Source organism: Corynebacterium sp. Marseille-P3884 (genome assembly GCF_017942225.1).
Lineage (GTDB): Bacteria > Actinomycetota > Actinomycetes > Mycobacteriales > Mycobacteriaceae > Corynebacterium.
Genome location: NZ_JAGKSD010000003.1, coordinates 38,839 through 64,828 on the forward strand (window position 1 = coordinate 38,839; position 25,990 = coordinate 64,828).

The following is a 25,990-nucleotide window of genomic DNA, read 5'->3' on the forward strand; positions in this document are numbered from 1 at the left end:
GTGGAATTAACTTTTCTGTCAATCCGAGCACATATTTTTCACAGTATGTCTTCTACGTCCCGTCGCACTCTGCTCAAGGCGCTCGCCATCGGTGCGGGCTCCACGCTCGTCGCCCCGGCCCATGCGCTCGCCCAATCCAGCAGCGAATCTTCCAGTGGATCTTCCGTGCTCCAGCTGTTCGGCCCTGCCGGCGGGAGGTCTGTCGGATCGTCGGAATCCGGCCTGGTCGTCGGAAATATCGGCTCCAACGGCCGCGGGCGCTTTCTTGCCGGCGACGTACAAGTGGTCACGGTGACGGAAGATTCCGCCACGATCACGTGGCTGACGTGGGAGGCGCAGAGCGCATCCGACAAAGCGCCGAAGGGGCTGCCGACCGCCGGCGAACTCCGCGTCTGGCCGGTCGACAACCCCTCCGACACGACCGTGGTGAAAAGCCCGTCCGACCGCTTTTTCCACCAGCTCACGGTCTCCGGTTTGCGCGCAGACACCACCTACGCATTCCTTGCCACCTCTCACGGAACCGAAGCCGCCGCGACGCACAACCGGAAGCAGGAGGACACCCGCCTGTTCACCACCCTGCCGCGTCTGTCCGGACCGATGTTGGGAACCATCATTGTCGCCAACGACTCCCACATCGGGGAGAACGGCGACGGCATCTGGATGAACAATTTCCCGCCTCCGGCACGTTCCCTACCGGGGGAGCGCCCGTACCCGGAGGTCTCCCTCGATGCAGTGATCGACACCGCTCACTCCGTCGGCGCCAGCCACCTGTTCGTCAACGGCGACGTCACCTCCGAAGCGCGCCCCTGGGAAATCGCAAAGGCGAAAGAACTGCTGGATGGCTTCAATGGAAAGGTGCGCTGCACTCGCGGCAATCACGATCGCCCGCACAAGCTTTCCGACGGCCCCGAGTACGCCGACGCCCCCGCCTACGACGACAAGCACACCGATGGCTGGGGTGCCGTTTTCGAGCCCCGCCAGACTGCATGGGTGGAAGATATCCGCGGTGCCGGTGGCGACCTGATCGCGCGCGTGGTGGGCATCGACTCGACCAAGCTGGACACCAGCGGCGGAATGATTTCCGACGAGCAGTTCAAGCAGATCCAGTCCATTTTCGACGAGGACCGCTCAACGCCAATCGTGGTCATGCTGCACCACCCGGCCACGCGTCAGGCAGCCTGGACCAATCCCGCCGGCCCCGCTTTTGTTCTGCGTGACATGGACATCATGCGTCTCCAACGCATGATCGCCGCCCAAGACAACATCAAGCTCGTTCTCACAGGCCACACTCACCGTGGCCGCAATAACCGCCCCGATGTTGCCAAGAACACCGTCTTCTTGGAGACACCCGCGGTGAAAAACTGGCCCACCGGCGCAACCCAGATCCGTTTCTTCCAGGACGGAATGGCAGTCAATTTCCGCCAGAATTCCTCTGAAGAAGCGCTGCGCTGGGCAGCCCGGACCCGCTGGACGATGTTCGGTCTCAGCCCCGAAGCGATGCTCGGCCCGCTCGATTCACGCGCGCTGGTGATCCGCTACTAGAAGTCGAAGTCGAACCCGCCGCCATCGTCGGCGCCGCCGCCGCGGGGGCTACGCAGGAGAAGTTAGTCCCGTTGCAGTTTGGCGTCACACCAGTAACATCTGACCTGGTCTTTTGGGGATCGCGATTCGGACGGGACTAACCGCTCGATAAAACTCCGGCGCGCTGGTGATCCGCTACTAAAAGTCGAAATCGAGTCCGCCGCCATCGCCGAAGCCCCCGAAGTCGTCGAAGAACCCACCGCCATCGTCGGCGCCGCCGCCGACGTCGCCCATGTCTCCGGCGTCCGCGCCAGCGTCGCCCATGTCGCCGGCATCCGCGCCGGCGCCGTCTAGCCCGCCGGCCTCAAAGCTGTCTGCGCTGGCTGCGGTGGCCATCCCGGCGAACATCGTGGAATAGAACATCATGGAGCTCGCCGCCCACACGCCGGTCATGGCAGCGGGCGCCCACCAGGCAGTGGAGTACCAACCAGCGGGCACTGGGCGGCCGGCGACAGCGCCGCCGGGGTAGTAGTGCGGCGTGGCATTGCTTGCGTACGGGGAAGCCTGGACGGTTTCGCCGTCGAATTCGGCGCTGCGGGGCTCGCTCACGCGGCCAGCCTGGCGCTGCGCTTCGAGTTCGGGAAGCTCTGGGCCGGGAGCCAGACCGATGATCTCGCGTGCGGCGTTGACGTAATACATGCCCTCGAGCGCGGACTCGCGGGCGAGCTGTGCCTGCTTGACGGTCCGCGCCTGGGTCAGCGCGGAGTTGGCGGCGTTATAGCGTTCCGATGCGTCTGCCATCGCTTGTTCCGAGGCGGTGTCTGTCCCGGAAATGGTGAGCACCTGGTGGCCGAGGCGCTCGACCCAGCGTCGTGCGTCCGCAAGCGCGTCCTCGAAATTGGCTCCTTCGACCTGTGCGCGTTGGCTGTTATTTTGCGTGCGGCCGATGAGCGTGACGGTGCCGCCGATGACTCCCGCGATGACAAGCAAGGTGAGAAGTCCCATGTTCGCTCCTTTCCGTAACTGCTTTCTCCAACGATATCGGCTTTCCCGACATTCCCTTCCGGCGTATTTTTGGAGTCAACCGCGCGGTGGGATAGACTCGGCTGCACGCGAATTTACACATGTTTGCGCACGTGGGAATGTCGTATAGTGGCTAATACCTCAGCCTTCCAAGCTGAAGACGCGGGTTCGATTCCCGTCATTCCCTCCACTTTCGGCCGGTTTCTGCTTTCGGCGGGACCTGCTGAAGCATGACGAAACGCCCCGGGCATCCTGTCGGATTCTCGGGGCGTCCGTTTATTTCTGGGGTGGGTGCAGCTCCTACTGCTGGTCGGGGTGAAGGTTGAAAATGATGGCATGCTCCGGGTCTGCGCCCACGGCATAGGTGGTGTCGTCGATGCGGTAGAGGTAGGGGTGGGACCGCAGAACCTGCAGAAGGGCATCGGAGTCAGCGGTTGCCGGCGGGTCGCATGCCCTCTTCGTCAGCAGGATGTCGGTGATGGTCAGTCGGTTGTCGTGCTCGAAGAAGTAGTTGGCGGTGCCGGAATTACAACCGTCAGCAATGATCAGGTGGCCCCGCGCGGAGGGCTGCGACCGGAAATCGAGCGACACCAAGTCATTCTTCTGGGCGACCAGTTTGCCGTTGAGACGGCTAGCTTCGGGCGCGGTCAATGGGCGGGCGCCTTCCGGCAGGCTTTGGATCAGGCCGGTCTGTTCCTGCTGGCCGCCGCCGAAGAGTGCGGAGCTCATCTGAGCGAATTGGTTGGCGAGGTCTGGGTTGGAGGACAGCTCCTGGGCGCTTGCGGTGCCGGCGCCGAGCATGCCGGCCGTGAGGGCCGCAGCTGCTGTCGCGATGGACAGTTTCTTTACAGTGCTAGTACTCATGACTCCAAGAGTATGAGCAGCTCACGATAGGTCAACGGTTCCGAGTGGAAGCCGAGGGCATTGTTATTTACCCGATAGGTTTTGTGCAGGAATCTACACCGGAGATAACGGGGCGGTCACAAAAGGTGCGTCGATAAGCGTCTTTTCGTGCGTAACCCAGCCCCCAATGAAACGGCGCTTTTTTGGCTCACGCTAGAATCGTCTCCCGTGAGCCAGCCCGGTCAACAGCCGGGGGCTTTCAATGACCTACGGGGCGTGGCGCAGTTTGGTAGCGCACCTGCTTTGGGAGCAGGGGGTCGCAGGTTCAAATCCTGTCGCCCCGACAAGGAGACTTCTTAAGTCTCCTCGACATACTTTGAACGATTCCGCAAATCTAGCCAGGAGAGAATTTCCGTGAAGACTTCCGTGGACAAGCTCAGCGACACTCGCGCGAAGCTGACCGTGACCGTTCCGTTTGACGAGCTCGGCCCGGAAATCGACCAGGCGTACAAGGCCATCGCACAGCAGGTCAACATCCCGGGTTTCCGTCGCGGCAAGGCACCGCGCCAGCTTATCGACGCCCGGTTTGGCCGCGGCCCCATCCTCGAGCAGGTCGTCAACGATATGCTGCCGACCCGCTACGAGTCTGCTGTGGCAGAAAATGATCTGAAGGTCATCGGCCAGCCGGAGATCGACATCACCAAGATCGAGGACAACGACTTCGTCGAGTTCACTGCTGAGGTGGACATCCGTCCGGAGATTGAGGTCCCTGACTTCTCCAAGATCTCCGTCGAGGTGCCGGCCCTGAAGATCGACGACGAGGCCGTCGACGAGGAGCTCGACAACCTGCGTGCCCGCTTCGGTGAGCTCAAGGACACCCGCCGCAAGATGAAGAAGGGTGACTTCGCGATCATCGATCTCGAAGCCACCATCGACGGTGAGAAGATCGAGGAGGCCTCCACCGAGGGCATCACCTACGAGATCGGCCGTGACGACCTCATCGAGGGTCTGGACAAGGCCATCAAGGGCCTCAAGACCGGCGAGGAAGCCGAGTTCACCTCCGAGATTCAGTTCGTCGAGCACAAGGGCGAAGAGGCCACCATCAAGGTCACCGTCCAGCAGTCCAAGGAGCGTAAGCTGCCGGAGCTGGACGAGGAATTCGTCCAGATGGCTTCCGAGTTCGACACCGTCGAGGAGCTGCGCGAGTCCACCAAGAGCCAGCTCGAGGAGAACAAGAAGGCTCAGCAGGCCGCCGACATTCGCGACGAGGTGCTCAAGGCTGCTCTCGAGCAGACGAAGTTCGAGCTGCCGAGCGCGGTTGTTGACGAGCAGGTTCACAACCAGCTCCACCAGATCCTCGGCCAGATGGCCCACGACGAGGCAGCCTTCGCCCAGATGCTCGAGGCGCAGGGCACGACCCGCGAGGAATTCGACAAGGAATCCCGCGAGCAGGCTGAGGAGTCGGTGCGCACCCAGCTGTTCCTCGACGCCGTCGCCGACCAGGAAGAGCCGGAAGTCTCCCAGCAGGAGCTGACCGACCACATCCTGTTCACCGCGCAGTCCTACGGCATGGACCCGAACCAGTTCATCATGCAGCTGCAGCAGTCCGGCCAGGTCGCCAACCTCTTCGCCGACGTCCGCCGCGGCAAGGCTCTCGCCGCCGCCATCTCCCGCACCACCGTCAAGGACGACGAGGGCAACACCATCGACCCGAACGACTACTTTGGTGAGATCGACGAGGACGAGGTCGCTGAGGCAGAGGCCGCCGACAAGGCAGTCGCCGATGCTGCAACCGAGGAAGACAAGTAAGACTCTTCTCTGAACCTCCCAGCCGTGTGAACAAATCCACCTCGGCCGGGAGGTTTTTCGCTGTCACGTCGAGGTGAGCGTCGATAAGCATTGCGTTGCCCTTCTACGCTGTCAGCGAACATGGCCCCGCTCGCGGAATCCGCAACTAGGGTGGGGCGTTATCGTAGGCGAGAAACGACGATTGAAAATACTTAAAGGAGCACTTCGATGACTTCTCCGGCAACCGGCATGAATTTGGGCGACTCGGTGTACGAGCGTCTGCTGCGCGAGCGCATCATCTTCCTCGGCCAGCAGGTGGACGACGAGATCGCGAATAAGCTGTGCGCGCAGATCCTGCTGCTGTCCGCGGAGGATCCGAACCGCGACATCTCGCTGTACATCAACTCGCCGGGCGGCTCCGTGACCGCTGGTATGGCGATTTACGACACGATGAAGTACTCCCCGTGCGACATCGCCACCTACGGCATGGGCCTGGCGGCGTCGATGGGTCAGTTCCTGCTGTCTGGCGGCACCAAGGGCAAGCGTTTCGCGCTGCCGCACGCGCGCATCATGATGCACCAGCCGTCGGCGGGCGTGGGCGGTACCGCAGCAGACATCGCGATCCAGGCGGAGCAGTTCGCCGAGACGAAGCGCGAGATGGCTGAGCTCATTGCGGAGCACACCGGCCAGACCTTCGAGCAGATCACGAAGGATTCGGACCGTGACCGCTGGTTCAACGCCCAGGAGGCGAAGGACTACGGCATCGTCGACCACGTGATTTCCAGCGCCCAGGGCACGATCAGCAACTAACCGGCAGAGCTACACAGAAGAGGAGATAAACACTATGTCTTTCCAGATGCCCAACTCCCGCTACGTCCTGCCGAGCTTCATCGAGCAGTCCTCGTTCGGCACGAAGGAGACCAACCCGTACTCGAAGCTGTTCGAGGAGCGCATCATCTTCCTGGGCACCCAGGTCGACGACACCTCCGCGAACGACATCATGGCGCAGCTGCTCGTGCTGGAGTCCCAGGACCCGGACCGCGACATCACGATGTACATCAACTCGCCGGGCGGTTCGTTCACGTCCTTGATGGCGATCTACGACACGATGCAGTACGTCCGCCCCGATGTCCAGACCGTGTGCCTCGGCCAGGCAGCGTCCGCCGCGGCGGTCATTCTCGCCGCTGGTGCGCCGGGTAAGCGTGCCGCGCTGCCGAATTCCCGCGTGCTGATCCACCAGCCGGCCACCCAGGGCACCCAGGGCCAGGTGTCGGACCTGGAGATTCAGGCCAGGGAGATCGAGCGCATGCGCCGCCTCATGGAGGACACGCTCGCCCGTCACTCCGGCCGCACGTCCGAGCAGGTCCGCATCGACACTGACCGCGACAAGATCCTCACCGCCCAGGAGGCTGTCGAGTACGGCATCATCGACCAGGTCTTCGACTACCGCAAGCTCAACGCTTAAAAAGCATTCGCTTATCGACGCCCCCGCCTCATCCCTCCCAGGATGCGGCGGGGTGCTGCGTTGTAACCAGGCTAGTCGCAGATAATCATCTTCTCTTTGAGCTCGTCGGGGAAGCCGAGCTCGTCGACTTCCGCTTCGTCGTAGCACTTGAAGCCGGTGTAGGTTTGGCCGCTCGCTTCGAACCCGGCCCATTCCTTGCCGTCCCAGTACACGTACTCGGTGTGGTCGGTGGCGTAGGTGCCGATGCCCGCGTGGCTCCCGTCGCAGTAGAAAGAGATGAGTTCGCCCGGCTCGCCTTCCTCCATGGGCGTCCAATCGCACGGGCCCTTCTCGGAACCGGCACCGGCGCCAGCTTCCTTGTCACCCTTGTCGTCTTCGCCGCCCTTGTCGTCGGTGTCGGCTTCCGCGTCGTCGCCCTCGGTCTCGTAGATCGTGGACACAGTGGTCGATGAGCGCTCGCTGGTCTCCTCCTTCTCGCTTTCCTCCGCGGCGGAAGAGGTCTCCGGCGCGGAGGTCAGGTCCGGTTCAGCGAGCTTCTCGTCGTCGGTGCCGCAGGCGGCGACAGCCAGCGGCAGGGTGAGTGCGAAGAATGCGGCGGTGTAACGGCTGCGGCGGCGGATGTGCGTAGTCATGGCGGGAAGTCCTTTTCATGGGGGTTGTTTTAACCAACACCCTAGCGTGTGGCTCGGACCAACGCGGGGACCAGCGCATTCGCCGGTTATTGAACCACAGTACGGTCAGGCCCCGTCACGATGAACGATGCGTCGTTATAGCCGCACTCGATGCTTTCCTCATCGGGGACCTGGCACCAGCCGTTGAGGTGCTCGAGGCGCTCACCCGGGGCGAGCGCACCGTCGCCTGCGGGGATGCCCTCCAGAACGCCCCAGGAGACACCGTCGTCACTGGCAAAAATCGCCCCAGGGCGTCCGGTGAACGGAGCCCACGGTTGGCCGGGCATGTCCTCGAGGTTCGGCACTGAGTCATCGGGGTTCGCGGAACACGCGACAGACGCTGCGCCGAGGACGCAGAAATAGTTTGTGCCCGCCTTGTCCATTTCGATCACGGCAGTCTCGCCGCGCTCGTCCAAAAACTCAGCGGGGGAGACAAGCGAGTACTCGGGTTCGGTCGTCTCGTTGGCCGTCTCGCTGGGTGTTTCGCTGCCCGCCTCGCTGGGCGTTTCGCTGGCAGTCGAGGTGCTCAGCTCCGGCTCGGCGATGTCCTGGTCCTCGGAGCAACCCGCGATGGCGAGCGGGAGAGCGAGGGTGCAGCTGGCGATGGCGAAACGGCGAAACATCATAGGCCGCAGTCTACTGCTCCAAAAACGCCAGCAGGGCCTCGTTGAACTTCTCGGGCTGTTCGGTGCCGACTTGGTGGGAGGCGTCCTCGATGACGACGCACTGGGCCTCACCGGTCACGCCCGCGGCGATCTCCTGGAGCTGCTTCGGGCCAGTCGAGGGATCCTCGGCACCGGCGATGGTCAGCACCGGAACGCTGATCTCCTGCAGACGCTCGTCAAAGCCCCACTTCGCCAGGGCATCGCCGCATTGTGCGTACGCTTCGGGGTCGACGGATCCGACCATCGCTTTGAACTTATCGACGACACCCGCCTCCCTTTCCTTGAATCCTTCCGTGACCCAGTTGTCCACGGTCGGGTCCACGATGGAATCCATGCCGCTGTCGCGTGCGGTATCGGAGCGTTCCTGCCACTTGCCAGCACCGCCGAGGAAAGTGGCGGTGGAGGCGAAGACAGCGCGGTCAATGCGGTCGGAAGTTGCGGCCAGGTACTGCGCGATCGCGCCGCCCATGGACAGCCCGACGATGGTGCAGCGCTCGATGCCCAACGAGGTCAACGTCTCTAGCACGTCCTGTGCGAGGTCGTCGACGGTGGTCATTCCCAAATCGACGGCCGGGGTGGGGGAGTCGCCGTGGCCGCGGTGATCGATGCGCACGATGCGGTAATCACCTTCCAAGGCTGACAGCTGCGGCTCCCATGCCTCGTGCGTGGTGCCGATGGACGGGAGTAGAACGACGGTTTTATCGCTGGATTCGTTGCCGGATACGATGGAATGCAGTGTGGTCATGCTTTCATTGTTCCCAAAAACGACGCTGCGTGCAGGCGCTCAGCGGGGCCTCCCACTGTGCGTGGCTTCCATCTGAAATAGTGGTGGGAAGGAGAGCTTAGTGGCAGTGTTCGAGTTGTTCGAACGGCCGCATCGGGAATGTTCACCCCACCGGGTAGCGTTGGGGTTCACAGCACGATCCTGAACCGACAAGAAGACGTAAAAGCGAGAAGTAGAACACCCCATGGCAGTTACGCAAGACAGTTCCGACCTGTTGAAGTGCTCCTTCTGCGGCAAGAGTCAGAAGCAAGTGCGCAAGCTCATCGCCGGCGGCGGCGTGTACATCTGCGACGAGTGCATTGAGCTGTGTAACGAGATCATTGAGGAAGAGCTGGCCGGTACCCAGTCCCAGGACAGCGGTGAGGAAGGCAAGCTCCCGCGTCCGTCCGAGATCACGGCGTTTTTGGATCAGTACGTGATTGGGCAGGACCCGGCGAAGCGCACCCTGGCTGTCGCGGTGTACAACCACTACAAGCGTGTGCGCACGGACAAGGGCAGTCTGAGGAAGAAGGACGAGGACGTCGAGATCGCCAAGTCCAATATTTTGCTGCTCGGCCCTACTGGTTCGGGTAAGACCTACCTGGCGCAGACGCTCGCGCGGATGCTGAATGTCCCGTTCGCCATCGCGGACGCGACGAGTTTGACGGAGGCAGGCTACGTCGGCGAGGACGTGGAGAACATCCTGCTCAAGCTCCTCCAGGCCGCGGACTTCGATGTGGACCGTGCGCAGAACGGCATCATCTACGTCGACGAGGTGGACAAGATCTCCCGCAAGTCGGAGAACCCGTCGATCACCCGCGACGTGTCGGGTGAGGGCGTGCAGCAGGCGCTGCTGAAGATCCTCGAGGGCACTGTCGCCTCTGTCCCGCCGCAGGGCGGCCGCAAGCACCCGAACCAGGAATTCATCCAGGTGGACACCACCAATATCCTGTTCGTGGTGGCAGGCGCATTCGCGGGCCTGGACAAGGTCATCGCGGAGCGAGTGGGCAAAAAGGGCATCGGTTTCGGCGCGGAGATCGATAGTGCGGCGGAGCGCGAGGAGCAGAATATGCTCGCGCAGGTGCAGCCGGAGGACCTGGTCAAATTCGGTCTGATTCCGGAGTTTATCGGCCGCTTGCCCATCGTGGCGGCTGTGGAGAACCTCGACGAGGAATCACTCGTCCGCGTGCTCACCGAGCCGAAGAACTCCCTGGTGAAGCAGTACCAGCGTCTGTTTGCCATGGACGGCGCGGAGCTGCGGTTCACCGACGATGCGCTGTCGGCAGTGGCGAAGAAGGCCGCTGACCGCGGCACGGGCGCGCGTGGCCTGCGCGCGATCATGGAGGACACCCTGGTGCCCATCATGTACGACTTGCCCGACCGCGAAGACGTCGAAGAGGTCGTGGTGGACGCTGAGGTGATCAATGGGGCCGGCGAGCCGGAATACGTGCTGCGGAAGTCCAAGAAGTCCGCATAACAGGGCAGGTCCCAGCTATTCGCCGGAGGGGGTGTCGGTGTAGTTGGGGTCGTAGATGTCGTCGACAAGCGTGTCCGCGATGTAGTCGCCCTCGCTGGACTCTTCCTGGCTTGCGGGCTGCGTGACGGCGGGCGTGGAATACGTCAGGTACGACTCGTAGCCCGAATGGGTGATATTCGACGTGAGGAACGTCAGCACCGCGTCAATGGTGAGGCGGCGCATGCCCTCCGTGTTGGTGGGGCTGAGCAAGTTCAAGCCGCCGAATTCATCCATCGTGGCGTGATTGCCGACGCGGAAGAATGTCAGCGATGCGATGAGCACGACGACATCCGTCGCGGAAATGCCCGGACGGAACGCACCCGCGTCTTGTCCCATCAGCAGGAGGCGTTCGATCTGGAGGAGCACCTCCGAATCGTTGCGGGTGGCGGTGAATTCTTCCGGGCTGAGCACGGGATCGAGATTCTCGCGCAAAAACAGGCGGATTGAATCCGGGTTCTGGATCATCCGGTTGTACAGCACGTCCACGAAGCGGCGGATGCCCTCGACCGGGACTGCGTAGGAACGGTCCAGGAATTCCTGGGGCGGGATGAAGCTCCACGCCGCGCGGTTGAGCGCCCGGCGGTAAAGCTCGCGCTTGTCGCCGAAGTGGTAGTGCAGCATGCGCTTGGACATGCCGGCCTCGCGCGCGATCATGTCGAGCTTGGTGGCGGCGTACCCTTCCTGCGCGAAATGGATTAGCGCAATGTCCACGGCGCGGCCCAGGGCGGCGGTGTCGGCCTTGTCGGCCGGCTCACCGCCGGACTGGGTGCCGGGTTGCGGGGACTCCGTCACAACGTCTCCTTTGAAGCTTGAAAACGGGCTCACGGCGGGGGCGCAGATGCCCTGTCGTGTCCTTATTATCGTGCCCAAATGGGGTAGGCCGTGCCGAATGAACGGAAGAAGGTGGGCGCAGAATGTGGAAATTGCCTAGTGCAACGGGGGTAGCATGGGTGATGTTCAGAGAGCCCGCACGCCTATTCGGGGGGTACCGCCCACCCGGGTAGAGGGAGCAAAGCGAAGGAGAAGAAATGACTAATCCGCTCGATCCCACGAAGTCCGTCAAGGTGGCCGTCACGGGTGCCGCCGGCAATATCGCCTATTCGCTGCTGTGGCGGATCGGGTCCGGCGAAGTATTCGGGGCAGACACCCTCGTGGACCTGACACTGCTGGACATTCCGGACGCCGTGGGCACGGCTGAGGGCGTGGCGATGGAGCTCAACGACTCCGCGCTGGGCAACGTTCGCTCGATCACGGTCACGGACGACCCGGCGAAGGCCTTCGACGGCGTCAACGCGGCGTTCCTCGTCGGCGCGAAGCCGCGCGGCGAGGGCGAGTCGCGCGCGGACATGCTCGCAGCCAACGGGAAGATCTTCGTCGAGCAAGGACGCGCGATCAACGACCACGCGGCAGACGATGTGCGCGTGCTCGTCGTGGGCAACCCGGCGAACACGAACGCGTACATCGCGAACAAGGCAGCGCCCGACGTTGGTCCGGAGCACTTCAACGCGCTCATGCGCCTCGACCACAACCGCGCGATCTCGATGCTGTCGGAAAAGCTCGGGGAGCACTCGAGCGCATTCGAGAACATCGTCGTGTGGGGCAACCACTCGGACACCCAGTTCCCGGACATCACGTACGCGACGGTCGGCGGCGAGTCCGTGGCGGACCGCGTGGAGCGCGAGTGGTACGAAAACGAGTTCATTCCGCGGGTGGCCAAGCGCGGCGGCGAGATCATCAAGGTGCGCGGCCGTTCGTCGGCGGCATCTGCGGCGTCGGCAGCCGTGGACCACATGCGCGATTGGGTCACCGGCACGGAGGGCAAGTGGACGACGTCCGCGGTCGTCTCGAAGGGCAGCTACGGGGTCGACGAGGGCCTCGTGTTCGGCTTCCCGGTCATCGGCATCAACGGCCGTTGGGGCACGGTCGAAGGGCTCGAGCTTGACGACGATCAGCGGGCGCGCGTCGACGCCAACATCGAAGCGTTGCGCGCCGAGGCGGAGATCGCCGACAAGCTCTTCTAACACCCTCGAAGCCCGGCTGGGTACGACGGCTACACTGTCTAACCGTGACTGAATCTAGCGCGACGTACAACGAGCAGCTCATCGGTGCCAGCCGGGCAGACGCCCTGCCGAAGAGCTGGGAACCTCAGGACCTCGAGCAGGGGATCTACGACGATTGGGTGGCCAAGGGCTATTTCACGGCCGACCCGGCTTCGGATAAGCCCGCTTATTCGATCGTGTTGCCGCCGCCGAATGTGACGGGCCAGCTGCACATGGGGCATGCGCTCGACCACACGTTGATGGATTCGCTGGTCCGCCGCAAGCGCATGCAGGGCTACGAGGTCCTGTGGCTGCCGGGCATGGACCACGCGGGCATCGCCACGCAGACCAAGGTCGAGGCGATGCTCAAGGAGACCGAGGGCAAGGACCGCTACGACTACGGCCGCGAGGAATTCATCTCGCGTGTGTGGGAGTGGAAAGAGAAGTACGGCGGCACGATCACCTCGCAGATGCGCGCGATCGGCGATTCCGTCGACTGGTCGCGGGAGCGTTTCACGCTGGACGAAGGGCTCAACCGCGCGGTCGTCACCATTTTCAAGCAGCTTTTCGACGCTGGGATGATCTACCAGGATTACCGCCTGGTCAACTGGTCCCCGGTTTTGGAGACGGCCGTCTCCGATATCGAGGTCGTCTACAAGGATGTCGAGGGCGAATTCGTCTCCATCCGCTACGGCTCGCTGAATGACGACGAGCCGCACCTCATTGTCGCCACCACCCGTGTCGAGACGATGCTTGGCGACGTCGCTATCGCCGTCCACCCCGATGACGAGCGCTACCAGCACCTCATCGGCGAAGAATTCGACCACCCGTTCCGCGATGACCTGAAACTGAAGGTCATCGCTGACGACTACGTCGACATGGAGCTGGGCACCGGTGCGGTGAAGATCACCCCGGCCCACGACCCGAACGACTACGAGATGGGCCTGCGCCACGACCTGGACATGCCCATCATCATGGACAAGACCGGCCGCATCGCCGACACCGGAACCCAATTCGACGGCCTGACCCGCGAAGACGCCCGCGTGCGAGTTCGTGAAGAACTCGCACGGATGGGAAGAATCGTCAAGGAAGTCCGCCCCTACGTCCACTCCGTCGGCCACTCCGAGCGCACCGGCGAGCCGATCGAGCCGCGCCTGTCGCTGCAGTGGTTCGTGAAGGTCTCCGAGCTCGCCCGCATGTCCGGCGATGCCGTCCGCGAGGGCGACACCGTCATCCACCCGGAATCCCTGGAGAAGCGCTACTTCGACTGGGTGGACAACATGCACGACTGGACGATCTCGCGCCAGCTGTGGTGGGGCCACCGCATCCCGATCTGGTACGGCCCAGAAGACGCCGACGGCAACCGTGACATCATCTGCCTCGGCCCCGATGAAGAAGCACCAGTTGGCTACGAGCAGGACCCGGATGTCTTGGACACCTGGTTCTCGTCTGCCCTGTGGCCGTTTTCCACGATGGGCTGGCCGGACAACACCCCGGAACTGGAGAAGTTCTACCCGACGACGGTGCTGGTCACCGCCTACGACATTCTCTTCTTCTGGGTCGCACGTATGATGATGTTCGGCACCTTCGCCGGCACCCAGATCCCTGAAATCCTTGGGGTCGGAGCGGAGCGTAGGCCCCAAGTGCCGTTCGACAATATCTTCCTCCACGGCCTCGTCCGCGACGAGAAGGGCCGGAAGATGTCGAAGTCCCTCGGCAACGGCATTGACCCGATGGACTGGGTCCGCGACTATGGTGCGGACGCGCTGCGCTTCGCTCTCGCCCGCGGCGCGAACCCGGGCATCGACCTGCCGATCGGCGACGACAACGCCGCCGCCGCCCGCAATTTCGCGACCAAGCTCTACAACGCCACCAAATTCGCCCTCATGAACGGCGCCGCCGTCGGTCCGCTGCCGGCGCGCGAGGAGCTCACCGACGCAGACCGCTGGATCCTGGACAGGCTGGAAACGGTGCGGGGCAACGTCGATAAGCTTCTCGACGACTACCAGTTCTCCAAAGCCAACGAGGAGCTCTACCACTTCACCTGGGATGAGCTCTGCGACTGGTACCTCGAGATCGCGAAGACCCAGATCCCGCGCGACGGCGAGACCGCACGCGGCCGCACCACCCAGATCGTCCTCGGCCGCGTCCTCGACGTGGTGCTGCGCCTGCTGCACCCGACGATGCCGTTCGTCACCGAGGTCCTCTGGAAAGCTCTCACCGAAAAGGACTCCCTGTGCCTCGCGCCGTGGCCCACCGCGGAGGACACCAATGGCGGCGCCGAAGTCGACGAGACCGCCCAGCGCCGCATCAACGACGCGATCGCGCTAATCACCGAGCTGCGCCGTTTCCGCTCTGACCAGGGTGTCAAGCCGTCGCAGAAGGTGCCGGCGCGCCTTGATTTCGCCAAGGCGGACCTTTCCGGTCAGGAGGAGATGATCCGCTCGATCGCGAGGGTTCAGGAGCCGGGGGAGGACTTCGAGGCGTCGGCAAGCATTGAAGTGCGTCTCGCCGAAACCACCCTGGACGCGGCCCTGGACACCTCGGGCACCGTCGACGTCGCGGCTGAGCGCAAGCGCCTCGAAAAGGAGCTCGCCGCAGCGCAGAAGGAGCTGGACAACACCGGCAAGAAGCTCGGCAACGAGTCCTTCCTGTCCAAGGCCCCGGCCGAGGTCGTGGAGAAGATCCGCGAGCGCCAGCAGATCGCGCAGGAAGAAGTCGAGCGCGTCACCGCGCGCCTTAACGCGCTGCCGGAGGCCAAGTAGTGGCGGACCGCGAGGAGAGCGGATACGACATCCGCATGGACGAAGACGGGCTCGTTCTCAATTTGGGCGACGAGCTTATCGACGACACCCCCGCCGATCCCGACGCCTCCGCCCCCGTCCCGCGCCCCGTGAGCGAGGATGATCTCGCCGAACTCGCCCGTGTGGAGCGCGAATTGCTCGCGCGCTGGCCCGAAACGAAGATCGACCCCAGCCTTGAGCGCATCGAGATGCTCATGGATTTCCTCGGCCACCCGGAGCGCGCCTACAAGGTCATTCACGTCGCCGGCACGAACGGCAAGACGTCGACGGTGCGAATGATCGAGTCGCTGCTGCGCTCTTTCGGCGCGCGCGTGGGCCGCACGACGAGCCCGCACCTGCAGTCGATCACTGAGCGCGTCGGCATTGACGGTGAGCCGATCCACCCGGCTGATTTCGTGCGCATCTACGACGAAATCGCACCCTTCATTGAGATGGTCGATGCCAAAAGCGACCACCCGATGTCGTATTTCGAGGTGACCGTCGCGATCGCGCTCGCCGCTTTCGCTGATGCCCCCGTCGAGATCGCCGTCGTCGAAGTCGGCATGGGCGGCACGTGGGACGCGACGAATGTCGTTGAATCCGACGTGGACGTCATCATGCCCGTCGGCCTCGACCACACCGACTACCTTGGCGACACCCTCGCCGAGATCGCGGGGGAGAAGGCTGGCATCGTTCGCCGCCCTGAGGCCGTCACCGTCGTCGCGAACCAAGAACCCGACGCGATGCGCGTCATCTTGGAGCGCACCGTCGAGGTCGGCACCGCGGTCGCGCGTCTCGACGAAGAATTCGGCGTCGAAGAAGCCGGCGTCGCCGTCGGCGGCCAAACCTTGAAACTGCGCGGCCTGTCCGGCACCTACGACAACATCTTCCTGCCGTTGTCCGGCCCGCACCAGGCCCGGAACGCAGCCGTCGCACTCGCCGCTGTCGAAGCGTTCTTCGGCGCCGGCGCGGAAAAGCCCCTCGACGCCGACACCGTGCGCGAAGGGTTCGCCGCCGCCGTGTCCCCGGGACGTCTCGAGCGCGTGCGTTCCACCCCGACGACGTTTGTCGACGCGACCCACAATCCGCACGGCGCACACGCCCTCGCCGCCGCCATCGAGCGCGATTTCAACTTCGCGCGCCTTATCGGCGTACTCGGCATCCTCGACGACAAAGATGCCGTCGGCGTGTTCACCGCGCTCGAGCCCGTGTTGAGCGAAGTGGTCATCACCCAGAACTCGTCGCCGCGCGCCACCGACGCGTACGAGCTCGCCGAGACCGCGCGAGACATCTTCGGCGAGGAGCGCGTCCACGTCGAAGAGCATCTCCCGTCCGCGTACACGCTCGCCGTCGAGCTCGCCGAAGAAGCGCTCGAAGCCGTCGGCGCGCAATCCGGCTCGGGAGTGCTTATCACTGGCTCCGTCGTCACCGCCGGCGAGGCCCGCGCCATGTTTGGAAAGGACCCCGAATAATGTCCCGCACGCCCCGCAAACCCGTCGAGTACGGCCCGCTCGGCCCCGGCTCCGCGCCCGTCAAGGACCCGATCAAAGGCCTATCCGGCGTGCTCTCCGGCACCCTGATCATGGAAGCGATCACGATCTGGCTGTGCCTGACCGTCATCCTCAAGATCAACGACGGCGAAATGTGGACCACGTTCAACTGGGTGTTCATCACCGTCATGGGGTTCGCGCATTTCATTGCGGCATTCTTCCAGCGACGCCCGGGAGCATTGCTTATCGACGTCGCCCTCCAAGTCCCCCTCATCATTATCGGCTTTGTCATCCACTGGTCAGTCGGAGCAGTGGGCATCATGTTCGGAATCGTCTGGTTCCTGATCGTGAAAATGCGCGCCGATATCCTGGAACGCCAGCGCCGCGGGCTCCTCACCACGCAGCACCTGGGCACTGCCGACGAGGGGTAAAAGGCGCGAGTGGCCCGTCGATAAGCGCTGCGAAATGTGAGCGGCGCTACCCCGGTCAGAAAAAGTGATCGAGGCGCGGAACTCGACTGTGATCTTTCCTATAATTGTGTGGATGTGTAATCCAGCACAACGATGAAGGAGATCCATGTCTGAGCCTATTTACATCACCCAGGCCAAGCGCTCGCCCGTCGGCACGTTCGGCGGTTCGCTGTCCCGTATGGCCACCATCGACCTCGGCACCCACATCGCCAAGGCCGTCATCGAAGAATCCGGCGTCCCCGCCGATAACTTCGACTCCTCCGTGTGGGCCAACGTGGTCACCACGATCCCGCGCGACAACTACACCTCCCGCGCAGTCGCTCTCGAGGCCGGCATGCCGAAGAGCTCCCACGCTTACGGTGTGAACCGCCTGTGCGGCTCCGGCGTGCAGGCCATTATTTCCGCGGCGCAGCAGCTGATGACGGGTGACGCGAAGCTGTCCCTCGCCGGCGGCGTCGAGGTCATGTCCCAGGCTCCGTACTCCGTCGAGGGCATGCGCCAGGGCCGCAAGATGGGCGACGGCCGTCTGATCGACTGGCTCACCGGTGCGCTGACCGACCCGATGGGCAACGGCGGCATGGGCATTACCGCGGAGAACATCGCCGCCAAGCACGGCATTTCCCGCGAGCGCCAGGACGAATACGCCCTGCAGTCGCAGGAGCGCGCCGCCGCCGCGATCGCGAACGGCGAGTTCGAGGAGCAGATCGTCCCGGTCGGCGAGTTCACCACCGACGAGCACCCGCGCCAGACCACGCTGGAGAAGCTCGGCGGCCTCCGCCCGACCTTCAAGAAGGACGGCACCGTCACCGCCGGCAACTCCTCCGGCATCAACGACGCCGCGGCCGCCACCGTCATGACCAACGAGTCCGGCCTGAAGGAATTCGGCCTGGAGCCGCTGGCCAAGATCGTCTCCTGGGGTGTCGCCGGCTGCGACCCGGCCACGATGGGTCTCGGGCCGATCGCCGCTGTGCCGAAGGCGCTGGACAAGGCTGGCCTGTCCTTGAATGACATCAAGCTCATCGAGTCCAACGAGGCTTTCGCCGCGCAGTGCATCGCTGTCGCCGACCAGCTCGGCTTCGACAACGACAAGACCAATATCCAGGGCGGCGCCATCGCACTCGGCCACCCGATCGGCGCCACCGGCGTCGTTTTGACCACCAAGCTCATCCACCAGCTCAAGAACGCCGGCGGCGGCTACGGCCTCGTCACCGCCTGCATCGGCGGCGGCCAGGGCATCGCACTCATTCTGGAGGTTTAAGACACATGGCAGCTAAAGATATTACAACCGCAGCAGTTCTCGGCGCCGGCTCCATGGGTGCCGGCATCGCCGCGCACATGGCCAACGCGGGCATCAAGGTTCAGCTCCTCGATCTGCCGATCGAAGGCGCTGAAGGGGACGAGAGGAACGGCCGCGCCCAGAAGGGCATTGACACCCAGCTGAAGCGCCACGGCTTCCAGCGCCCCGAGAACGCGGAGCTGATCACCCCGGGCAATACCGAGGACCACCTGGACCGCCTCGGTGAGGTCGACTGGATCGTCGAGGCCGTCTTCGAGGACATCGACGTCAAGCGCGAGACCTTCGCCAAGGTCGATGCCCACCGCAAGCCGGGCACCCCGGTGTCGTCGAACACCTCCACCATCCCGCTGGAGGTCCTGCTCGGCGAGGCATCCGACGAGTTCAAGCGCGACTTCTCCATCACCCACTTCTTCAACCCGCCGCGCGTGATGCGCCTGGTGGAGTACGTCGAGGGCCCGGACACCTCCGCTGAGGTCAAGGAGCAGATGCACCACGTGCTGGAGCGCCAGATGGGCAAGGTCGTCGTGGACTGCCGCGACACCCCGGGCTTCATCGCGAACCGCATCGGCAACTTCTGGATGGCTGTCGGCGCGAAGACCGCCTTCGACACCGGCATCAAGCCGGAGCAGGCGGACGTCGCGTTCGGCCGCCCGTTCGGCGTGCCGCGCACGGGCATCTTCGGCCTGTTTGACTACGTGGGCATCCAGCTCGTCCCGGGGATTTGGGGTTCGCTGCTGAAGGCCCTGCCGGAGTCCGACGCGTACCACGACTACAACATCGTCGAGCGCGACGAGTTCAAGACCCTCCTGGACAAGGGCTTCACCGGCCGCACCGCGGAGTCCGGTTTCTACCGTGGCCGCGACGAGGTCTACGACTTTTCCGCGGGCGACTACCGCCCGAAGGAGAAATTCGAGGTCGGCAAGGACCCGAAGGAGCTCATCGAGTCGGGCACCCCGGAGGGCGATTACGCGAAGGAGGTCTTCGGGACCTTCATCAAGTACTGCTGCGACACCGCCCCGGAGATCGCGGACACGGTCGACCAGATCGACATCGCGATGCAGCTCGGTTACGGCTGGAAGAAGGGCCCGTTCGCACTCGCGGATTCACTGGGCATCGACTTCGTCGCATCGCTTATCGACGACGCACCGGCCCTGTTGCAGTCCGCCCAGCAGGCCGGCGGCTTCTACGCCGACGGCAAGGTGCTCGGCACCGACGGCAACCTGACCGACCTGCCGGACCGCGAAGGCGTCATCCGCGTGGCTGACCTGGTCGCTGGCGCCGAGGAGATCGCCGGCAACGACGATGCCACCGTGTACAAGCTCACCGACGGCGACTACGCCGGCTTCGGTGTCTTCGTCTACAAGACCCCGATGAACTCCAACTCCAACGCCGTCACCGAGCTGTGGACGCACGCGCCGGAGTGGGACCTCAAGGGCCTGGTCATCGCCAACGACGAGGAGCGCGCCTTCTCCGCCGGCGCCGATCTGGGCACCCTGGCCAAGCTCTCCGGCCCGGAGGGCGACGCTGAGGAGCTCGCCCGCACCATCAAGCAGGGCATCGATGGTCTGCACGGTGCACGTGTGGCTCCGTACCCGGTGGTCGGCGCTGTCCGCGGTGTCGCACTGGGCGGCGGCATGGAGCTGCTGCTGCACACCGACGCTTCTGTGATCCACGCAGAGGCTCGAGTGGGCTTCCCGGAGCGCAACGTCGGCCTGTTCCCGGCATGGTCCGGCCCGGTGCGCCTGCTGGAGCGCCTGGTCGAGATCGGTGCGCCGAACCCGCACGCCACCGCGTTCGGCGTGCTGCTCAACGTCAAGCCGGTCCCGGCTGTCAACGTCGATTTCTGGCGTGAGCACGACGAGGTCATCCAGTCCCCGGACCACGTCGTCGAGGGCGCACTCGAGCTGGTGAAGAAGCTTGCTGAGGGCTCCTCCGCCCCCGCCGACGCCGAGCTGCCGCTCACCGGCGACACCCTGGCCTACACCGACGGTTCCGAGACCGACAAGGCCATCGGCGAGGCTCTCGCCAAGGTCTTTACCGGCGAGGGCACCGCGACCGAGGACGAGCTGGCCCAGCGCCAGGTCGACGCCGCCACCGAGGTGCTGCAGCGCCAGGAGAACCACGACCGCGCCGTGTCCATGGCGACCACGCGCAAGCCGCTGAATAACTAAGCAGCGACCAAACACCGGCATTCCGCTTCGCGCGGGGTGCCGGTGTTTTTGCGCACTATAATGCGCAAAGATCGCTTTCTATGGCTTGCGGCTTCGGTTAGCGTGAAAATCATGACGTTCACTGACATGATCCGCACGCTGTCCGACAGCGTTGTGGACTCGCTCGCGGATTTCGACCGCGAGGTCGCGCTCGCCGCCGGGCTCGATCCGCGGCGCGTCCGCGACTGGGAAGCAGTGAGCAACACCTATTTCGGGCGCACGAAATGGACGAAATGGCAACGAAAAGCCCTCGATAGGGCACGGACGAGCGGGCTGTCGATTGATCAGCTCGCATTCATCGAAACGCGCCTTTCGCTTATCGACGATCCCTCCACCCGCTGGAAGACCCGCCTTTCCTTACTGAACAGCCGCGGCACCTTCGATGCTGTGAAGCGCCGCGCGAAACAGCTGGTGCCGGACCCGGAACCTGCTGCGCCCGCAGACGCCGTCAAATTCGGCCGTTCGAAGATGGGGAAGCGCTCCATGACCGTGACCGCCGACGAGCGCCTGCTCGCCGACACCGAGCAATTTCTGCGTGACGGCATTGATTCCTCGAAGCCCGCCATGCCCCAGATGGCGTCCAGATTCGAGGACCTGCTGCGCGGCAACCTCGGAGGCAGCACTGACGGCAACTCCGACGGCGCGCCCGTTACAGGCGTCCCGCACTTGCGACCGCGGCCGCTTGTTCTTGTCGGTCTGCCGGACTTCGTGGATATTGTCCGCGGTAGTGGCGACGAGGTCATTCTCGGGCTTACCGACGGCACGACCATGACGGGTGCAGAATTCCTCAACCGTTTCATCGCCACCGCCGGCAATGAGCTGGAAGCCGCGGTCTTCCACCCGCAAAAGGGCGCGGTGAATCTGTACCGGATGAGCCGCTTCGCCAACCAGAAGCAGCGCGACCTTGCGCGAGCCGCGATGCCGATGTGCTCGCAGCCGTTCTGCCGTCACGGTGCCGACGCGTGCGAGATCCACCACATCACGCCGTGGAGCAGGGGAGGAGAGACCAATGTGGCCAACCTCGCGCCCTTGTGCAGCTACCACAACCGCGTCAACGACGACGACCCGCGGCGGCGAAAACGCGGGCGTATTCACATGCGCCGGGGCACCCCGGTCTGGGTCTCACCGCGCGGAACACCCGTGCGTCGCACACATCACCCGTTCGGCGCGATGAGCACCCTCTTCGGCCGCTAAACCACAAAACCGGGCCCTGCGTTAGCAGGACCCGGCATTCAGAGTTGCTTAAGAGCGGTAGGCGGACACTCCGGTGATGGACTTGCCCACGATGAGGGACTGGATGGTGTCCGTGCCCTCGTAGGTGTGGAGCGACTCGATATCGGCGTGGTGGCGCGCCACGTCGTTCTCGAGCTGGATGCCGACGCCGCCGAACATGTCGCGGGCATCAGCCGCGATCTTGCGTGCGCCGCGGGTGTTGTGGACCTTCGCCAGGGCTGCCTGCTTCTCGTTGAGCTCGCCGGCCTCCTCCAGTTCCAGCAGACGGCGGCAGTACAACGCCATGGAGGTGACTTCCTGCAGCATGTCGGCCAAGCGCTGCTGGATGATCTGGTTCTTCACCAGCGGGCGGCCGAACTGGACGCGGCGCTGCGCGTAGTCCAGAGCCTTCTCGTAGCAGTCAATCGCCATGCCGAGCGCGACCCACGCGACCGCGATGCGGGTACCGGTCAGCACCTTCGCGGTGTCCCGGAAGGAGTGGGAGTTGGGGAGGCGGCGGTCGTCGGAAACGCGGACGTCGTTAAGCGTGATGTGCGCCTGCGGAATGCCGCGCAGCGACGCCTTTCCCACGATCGTCTCCGCCGAGTACCCCTCCTGGTCCTGGTCGACGATGAAGCCCTTGACCTCGCCGTCTTCCTCGTCGCGCGCCCACACGATCGTGATGTGGCCGACGGAGCCGTGGCCGATCCACTTCTTCTCGCCGTTGATGACCCACTCGTCGCCCTCGCGGCGCGCAGACGTCTCCAGGCCGATGGAATCCGAACCGTGGTCCGGCTCAGTCAGGGCGAACGCGCCGCGGATCTCCATGCGCGACATCGGGCCCAAGTACTTCGCCTTCTGCTCTTCGGAGCCGCACTCGGAAATCGAGCGCATGGCCAGGCCAGACTGCACGATGTGCGCAGTGGCAGTGGAGGCGTCCGTGCGGGCGAATTCCATCTGGATCAGGCGGTTCGCGCGGATCGAGATGCCGGGCTCACCGTCGATGGAAATACCGTCGGTGACGAGTCCGCGGCGCGCGGCCTCCTCCACACCCGGGATGTTGTACTCGGCCTTCTCCCACGCCTCGTTGATCGAGGGGCGGGCGAATTCCATGAACTCGCGGGCCTTCTTCCACCACTCGAGGTCCTCGCCGTCGACATCGGCGAACACGCGGTAGTAGTCCGTCTTCGGATCGAGGAGGGCGGCCACGCCGTCGGTTAGATTCTCTTCAGTCATGAGTCTTTCTCGCTTTCTGTAGCTTTCGCGCGAAAAGCTGCACCGCTTCCATTCTCGGTCGCGATGCAGCTCATTTTCAGCGTGTGCCTTAGCCGGCGAATGCGCCGACGCCGGTGATGGACTTGCCCACGATCAGGGACTGCATCGTGTCGGTGCCCTCGTAGGTGTGCAGGGCCTCGATGTCGGCGTGGTGGCGTGCCACGTCGTTTTCCAGCAGGATGCCCACGCCGCCGAACATGTCGCGTGCGTCAGCGGAGATCTTGCGGGCAGCGCGGGTGCAGTGGACCTTCGCCAGAGCGGCCTGCTGCTCGGTCAGCTCGCCGGACTCCTCCAGCTCGAGCAGGCGGCGGCAGTACAGGAACATCGAGGTGAGATCCTGCAGCATGTCGGCGAGACGCTGCTGGATGATCTGGTTTTTCACCAGCGGGCGGCCGAACTGGACGCGGCGCTGAGCGTAGTCGAGGGCCTTCTCGTAGCAGTCGGTAGCCAGGCCGAGGGAGGCCCATGCGACGGACACGCGGGTGCCGGCCAGCACCTTCGCGCAGTCGCGGAAGGAGTTGGCGCCGGGGAGGCGGCGGTCGTCGGAAACGCGGACATCGTTAAGCTTGATGTGCGCCTGCGGGATGCCGCGCAGCGATGCCTTGCCGACGATCGTTTCCGCCTCGTAGCCGTCCTGGTCCTGGTCGACGATGAAGCCCTTGACCTGGCCGTCTTCGGTGTCACGTGCCCACACGACCGCGATGTGGCCGACGGAGCCGTGGCCGATCCACTTCTTCTCGCCGTTGATGACCCACTCGTCGCCCTCGCGCGTTGCGGTGGTCTCCAGCGCGATGGAGTCGGAACCGTGGTCCGGCTCAGTCAGCGCGAATGCGCCGCGGATTTCCAGGTGGCACATCGGCTTCAGGTACTTGGCCTTCTGCTCCTCGGAGCCGCACATTGCGATGGACTGCATCGCCAGCCCTGCCTGGACACCGAAAGCGGTGCCGAGGGAGGCGTCGGTGCGCGCGAACTCGAAGGCCATCAGGCGGGAAGCGCGCACGGACATGTGCGGCTCACCCTCGATCTCGATGGCGTCGCGGAACAGGCCGCGCTTACCAGCCTCGGCGACGACGGGGATCTGGTACTCGGCCTTCTCCCAACCCTCGTTGACGTAGGGGCGGGCGAATTCACCGAAGTCGCGGGCCTTCTTCCACCACTCGAGGTCCTCGCCCTCGATGTCAGCGAATACCTGGTAGTAGTCGGTCTTCGGGTCCAGTAGCTCGTGGACTGGGTTGTCAGCCATGATTCCCTCTTTTCTTGGGTTCCGGAGTGTGGTTCCGCTCCCAGTGGAAATGTGGAGCAAAACCATAACACTCTTAATTGTGACTTATGTCGCAGAACTTTACAGAGGAATTCGCGCAGACTTTATGTGGGATGCGTCGCACTGCCCCCGGAGGCGGCGGGGAGCTACCCCTCCAGCGGGATAAGACGCAGGTCCTTGCGCAGAATCTTGCCGGTGGGGTTCTTGGGGATCTCGTCCAGGAAGGTCACTGCGCGCACCTTCTTGTAGGGGGTGACGCGCTCGGCGCCCCACTTCATGAGCTCCTCGGCGGTCAGTTCCGCTCCTTGCTGAAGCACGACGAATGCGCGCGGAATCTCGAGTCCGTCGCGTTCGACGCCGACGACACCGGCGTCGGCAATTGCTTCGTGCGTGAGTAGCAGGGCCTCGAGTTCGGCGGGGGCGACCTGGTAGCCCTTGTATTTGATCACCTCTTTGGCGCGGTCGACGATGTAGAAGCGCCCGTCTTCGGCGACACGCGCGACGTCGCCGGTGCGCAACCAACCGTCGCCGACGAAGGTCTCGTCGGTGGCTTCCGTGTTGTTGAGGTATCCCTGCATGACTTGCGGTCCGCGCACGAGAAGCTCGCCGGATTCGCCGTGGGCGACATCCTCGAGCGTCTCGATGTCCACGACGCGGCATTCGGTGTTTGGGACGGGGTAGCCGATCGAGCCGGGATTCGTCTCGCCTTTGATGCCGATATTGACCGCGGGGGATGTCTCGGTCATGCCATAGCCCTGCACGCAGTTGGTGCCGAGGCGGCGTTCGACAGCGCGCGCGACTTCGTCGTCAAGCGGTGCAGCGCCGGAGAACATCAGCTTGTTCGCCGCGAATGCTTCGGGCGTGACCGCCGGGTGCTTCGCTAGGGCGACGGCCATGGGCGGGGCGATGAACGTCAATTCGATGCCGTGCTCGCCGTGCGCGCGCAGGAATGTCTCGAGGTCGAATTTCGGCATGGTATGCACGTTGGAGCGCAGCATCATCGGAGTCAGCAGCAGCGCGGTCATTCCGTAAATGTGGGAAAACGGCAGGGGAGATAGCGTCGCTGCGGCGGATCCCATGCCGTTTTTCTCCAGCATGTACTTCGCCTGCAGGACATTCGAGGTGAGGTTGCTGTGCGTCAGCATGACGCCCTTCGGCATCCCGGTCGTGCCCGAAGAAAACGGCACCGACGCGAGCGTGGTCCCGTCAATGTCGACATCAGGAGCGGGCAATTGCTTATCGACGATTCCTTCCAGCTCCTCTTCCCCCACACGCTCCCCGCACTCAACGTCGGAGATCCCGATGTAGAGGTCTGCGTCGGCCATTTCTGCGACCTTTTCCACGTCGTCGGCGTTCATGAGGACACCGATCGGGTTGACTGTGGCTCCGGCGCGGAAGATGCCGAACAGGGCGACCGCGAAGTTGATGGAGTTGGGAATTTGAAGGGATACGACGCTGCCGGGGCCGATGTCGCGCTGCGCGAGGTACCCGGCTACTGCGTCGGCTTTACGCTGCAATTCGCCGTAAGTGATGGTGTCGCCGGTGGTCAGCTCGGTGATCGCGGTCCGGGCAGCGTCTTCGTCGGTGAGGTCGTTAAAGATCTGCTCATAGACGGTGCCGCCGAAAAGCTCGAGGTCCGGGTACGGGCTGGCGTAGATGGAGGCGGGGGTCAGGGTCGCAGTCATACTGTCGGTCCTT

The 25,990-nt window shown here is 64.0% G+C and carries 21 protein-coding genes and 2 tRNA genes; 14 read left to right on the forward strand and 9 right to left on the reverse strand.

The window, feature by feature from the left end; translation table 11 throughout:
- The first annotated feature begins 45 nt into the window (after nucleotides 1-45).
- Nucleotides 46-1,542: a metallophosphoesterase gene (locus J5Y21_RS02305; protein ID WP_210572397.1), complete on the forward strand. Its 1,497-nt coding sequence runs from the start codon at nucleotides 46-48 to the stop codon at nucleotides 1,540-1,542.
- Nucleotides 1,543-1,719: 177 nt separating this feature from the next.
- Here the strand turns inward: J5Y21_RS02305 and J5Y21_RS02310 are convergent, their stop codons facing one another.
- The gene (locus tag J5Y21_RS02310) at nucleotides 1,720-2,526 is read right to left on the reverse strand and encodes a DUF1542 domain-containing protein (RefSeq protein WP_210572398.1); all 807 of its coding nucleotides are present in this window, start codon (nucleotides 2,524-2,526) and stop codon (nucleotides 1,720-1,722) included.
- 133 nt (nucleotides 2,527-2,659) lie between these two features.
- On the opposite strand from J5Y21_RS02310, the gene J5Y21_RS02315 reads away from it, so the two are divergent.
- A tRNA-Gly gene (locus J5Y21_RS02315) sits at nucleotides 2,660-2,734 on the forward strand.
- Nucleotides 2,735-2,844: 110 nt separating this feature from the next.
- Here the strand turns inward: J5Y21_RS02315 and J5Y21_RS02320 are convergent.
- Nucleotides 2,845-3,408: an META domain-containing protein gene (locus J5Y21_RS02320; protein ID WP_210572400.1), complete on the reverse strand. Its 564-nt coding sequence runs from the start codon at nucleotides 3,406-3,408 to the stop codon at nucleotides 2,845-2,847.
- A 249-nt stretch (nucleotides 3,409-3,657) separates the two neighbouring features.
- Between J5Y21_RS02320 and J5Y21_RS02325 the strand changes: the two genes are divergently transcribed.
- From J5Y21_RS02325 to J5Y21_RS02340, 4 genes are all read left to right on the forward strand, one after another.
- A tRNA-Pro gene (locus J5Y21_RS02325) sits at nucleotides 3,658-3,731 on the forward strand.
- A gap of 70 nt (nucleotides 3,732-3,801) precedes the next feature.
- The gene (tig, locus tag J5Y21_RS02330) at nucleotides 3,802-5,196 is read left to right on the forward strand and encodes a trigger factor (protein ID WP_210572407.1); all 1,395 of its coding nucleotides are present in this window, start codon (nucleotides 3,802-3,804) and stop codon (nucleotides 5,194-5,196) included.
- 207 nt (nucleotides 5,197-5,403) lie between these two features.
- Nucleotides 5,404-5,985 (forward strand): ATP-dependent Clp protease proteolytic subunit, encoded by a 582-nt coding sequence (locus J5Y21_RS02335; RefSeq protein WP_210572409.1) that lies wholly within the window; start codon nucleotides 5,404-5,406, stop codon nucleotides 5,983-5,985.
- A gap of 34 nt (nucleotides 5,986-6,019) precedes the next feature.
- Complete coding sequence (locus tag J5Y21_RS02340) at nucleotides 6,020-6,640, forward strand: ATP-dependent Clp protease proteolytic subunit (RefSeq protein ID WP_246874871.1); 621 nt, start codon at nucleotides 6,020-6,022, stop codon at nucleotides 6,638-6,640.
- Between the two features lie 71 nt (nucleotides 6,641-6,711).
- On the opposite strand, the gene J5Y21_RS02345 is transcribed toward J5Y21_RS02340, so the two are convergent.
- The 3 genes from J5Y21_RS02345 to J5Y21_RS02355 form a co-directional block, all read right to left on the reverse strand.
- Complete coding sequence (locus J5Y21_RS02345) at nucleotides 6,712-7,272, reverse strand: hypothetical protein (protein WP_210572410.1); 561 nt, start codon at nucleotides 7,270-7,272, stop codon at nucleotides 6,712-6,714.
- Nucleotides 7,273-7,358: 86 nt separating this feature from the next.
- Entirely contained in the window at nucleotides 7,359-7,937 is a 579-nt protein-coding gene (locus J5Y21_RS02350) for a hypothetical protein (protein ID WP_210572412.1), read from the reverse strand.
- 10 nt (nucleotides 7,938-7,947) lie between these two features.
- Entirely contained in the window at nucleotides 7,948-8,721 is a 774-nt protein-coding gene (locus J5Y21_RS02355) for an alpha/beta hydrolase (protein ID WP_210572414.1), read from the reverse strand.
- Nucleotides 8,722-8,944: 223 nt separating this feature from the next.
- Between J5Y21_RS02355 and clpX the strand changes: the two genes are divergently transcribed.
- Complete coding sequence (gene clpX, locus J5Y21_RS02360; protein ID WP_210572416.1) at nucleotides 8,945-10,216, forward strand: ATP-dependent Clp protease ATP-binding subunit ClpX; 1,272 nt, start codon at nucleotides 8,945-8,947, stop codon at nucleotides 10,214-10,216.
- Between the two features lie 15 nt (nucleotides 10,217-10,231).
- Here clpX and J5Y21_RS11760 read toward each other — a convergent pair whose 3' ends face one another.
- Nucleotides 10,232-11,047 carry a TetR/AcrR family transcriptional regulator gene (locus tag J5Y21_RS11760; protein WP_349236912.1) on the reverse strand — a complete coding sequence of 272 codons (816 nt, stop codon included), beginning with the start codon at nucleotides 11,045-11,047 and terminating at the stop codon, nucleotides 10,232-10,234.
- 236 nt (nucleotides 11,048-11,283) lie between these two features.
- On the opposite strand from J5Y21_RS11760, the gene J5Y21_RS02370 reads away from it, so the two are divergent.
- From J5Y21_RS02370 to J5Y21_RS02400, 7 genes are all read left to right on the forward strand, one after another.
- Nucleotides 11,284-12,276 carry a malate dehydrogenase gene (locus J5Y21_RS02370; protein ID WP_210572418.1) on the forward strand — a complete coding sequence of 331 codons (993 nt, stop codon included), beginning with the start codon at nucleotides 11,284-11,286 and terminating at the stop codon, nucleotides 12,274-12,276.
- 44 nt (nucleotides 12,277-12,320) lie between these two features.
- Nucleotides 12,321-15,059, forward strand: coding sequence for a valine--tRNA ligase (locus J5Y21_RS02375; RefSeq protein WP_210572427.1), 2,739 nt, complete (start codon nucleotides 12,321-12,323; stop codon nucleotides 15,057-15,059).
- A gap of 35 nt (nucleotides 15,060-15,094) precedes the next feature.
- Nucleotides 15,095-16,549 carry a folylpolyglutamate synthase/dihydrofolate synthase family protein gene (locus tag J5Y21_RS02380; RefSeq protein ID WP_210572749.1) on the forward strand — a complete coding sequence of 485 codons (1,455 nt, stop codon included), beginning with the start codon at nucleotides 15,095-15,097 and terminating at the stop codon, nucleotides 16,547-16,549.
- Nucleotides 16,549-16,998 carry a DUF4233 domain-containing protein gene (locus J5Y21_RS02385; protein WP_210572435.1) on the forward strand — a complete coding sequence of 150 codons (450 nt, stop codon included), beginning with the start codon at nucleotides 16,549-16,551 and terminating at the stop codon, nucleotides 16,996-16,998. Before J5Y21_RS02380 ends, J5Y21_RS02385 begins: the two co-directional genes overlap by 1 nt.
- 145 nt (nucleotides 16,999-17,143) lie before the next feature.
- Nucleotides 17,144-18,295, forward strand: a complete 1,152-nt coding sequence (locus J5Y21_RS02390) for an acetyl-CoA C-acyltransferase (RefSeq protein WP_210572437.1) — start codon at nucleotides 17,144-17,146, stop codon at nucleotides 18,293-18,295.
- Between the two features lie 5 nt (nucleotides 18,296-18,300).
- On the forward strand, nucleotides 18,301-20,505 hold the full coding sequence (locus J5Y21_RS02395; RefSeq protein ID WP_210572439.1) for a 3-hydroxyacyl-CoA dehydrogenase/enoyl-CoA hydratase family protein: 2,205 nt from the start codon (nucleotides 18,301-18,303) through the stop codon (nucleotides 20,503-20,505).
- A 111-nt stretch (nucleotides 20,506-20,616) separates the two neighbouring features.
- Nucleotides 20,617-21,738, forward strand: a complete 1,122-nt coding sequence (locus J5Y21_RS02400; protein ID WP_210572441.1) for an HNH endonuclease — start codon at nucleotides 20,617-20,619, stop codon at nucleotides 21,736-21,738.
- Nucleotides 21,739-21,786: 48 nt separating this feature from the next.
- Here J5Y21_RS02400 and J5Y21_RS02405 read toward each other — a convergent pair whose 3' ends face one another.
- From J5Y21_RS02405 to J5Y21_RS02415, 3 genes are all read right to left on the reverse strand, one after another.
- Nucleotides 21,787-22,992 (reverse strand): acyl-CoA dehydrogenase family protein, encoded by a 1,206-nt coding sequence (locus tag J5Y21_RS02405; protein ID WP_210572443.1) that lies wholly within the window; start codon nucleotides 22,990-22,992, stop codon nucleotides 21,787-21,789.
- Between the two features lie 88 nt (nucleotides 22,993-23,080).
- Complete coding sequence (locus J5Y21_RS02410; RefSeq protein ID WP_210572446.1) at nucleotides 23,081-24,274, reverse strand: acyl-CoA dehydrogenase family protein; 1,194 nt, start codon at nucleotides 24,272-24,274, stop codon at nucleotides 23,081-23,083.
- A gap of 164 nt (nucleotides 24,275-24,438) precedes the next feature.
- Nucleotides 24,439-25,977: an AMP-binding protein gene (locus J5Y21_RS02415; RefSeq protein ID WP_210572448.1), complete on the reverse strand. Its 1,539-nt coding sequence runs from the start codon at nucleotides 25,975-25,977 to the stop codon at nucleotides 24,439-24,441.
- Nucleotides 25,978-25,990: the final 13 nt, after the last annotated feature.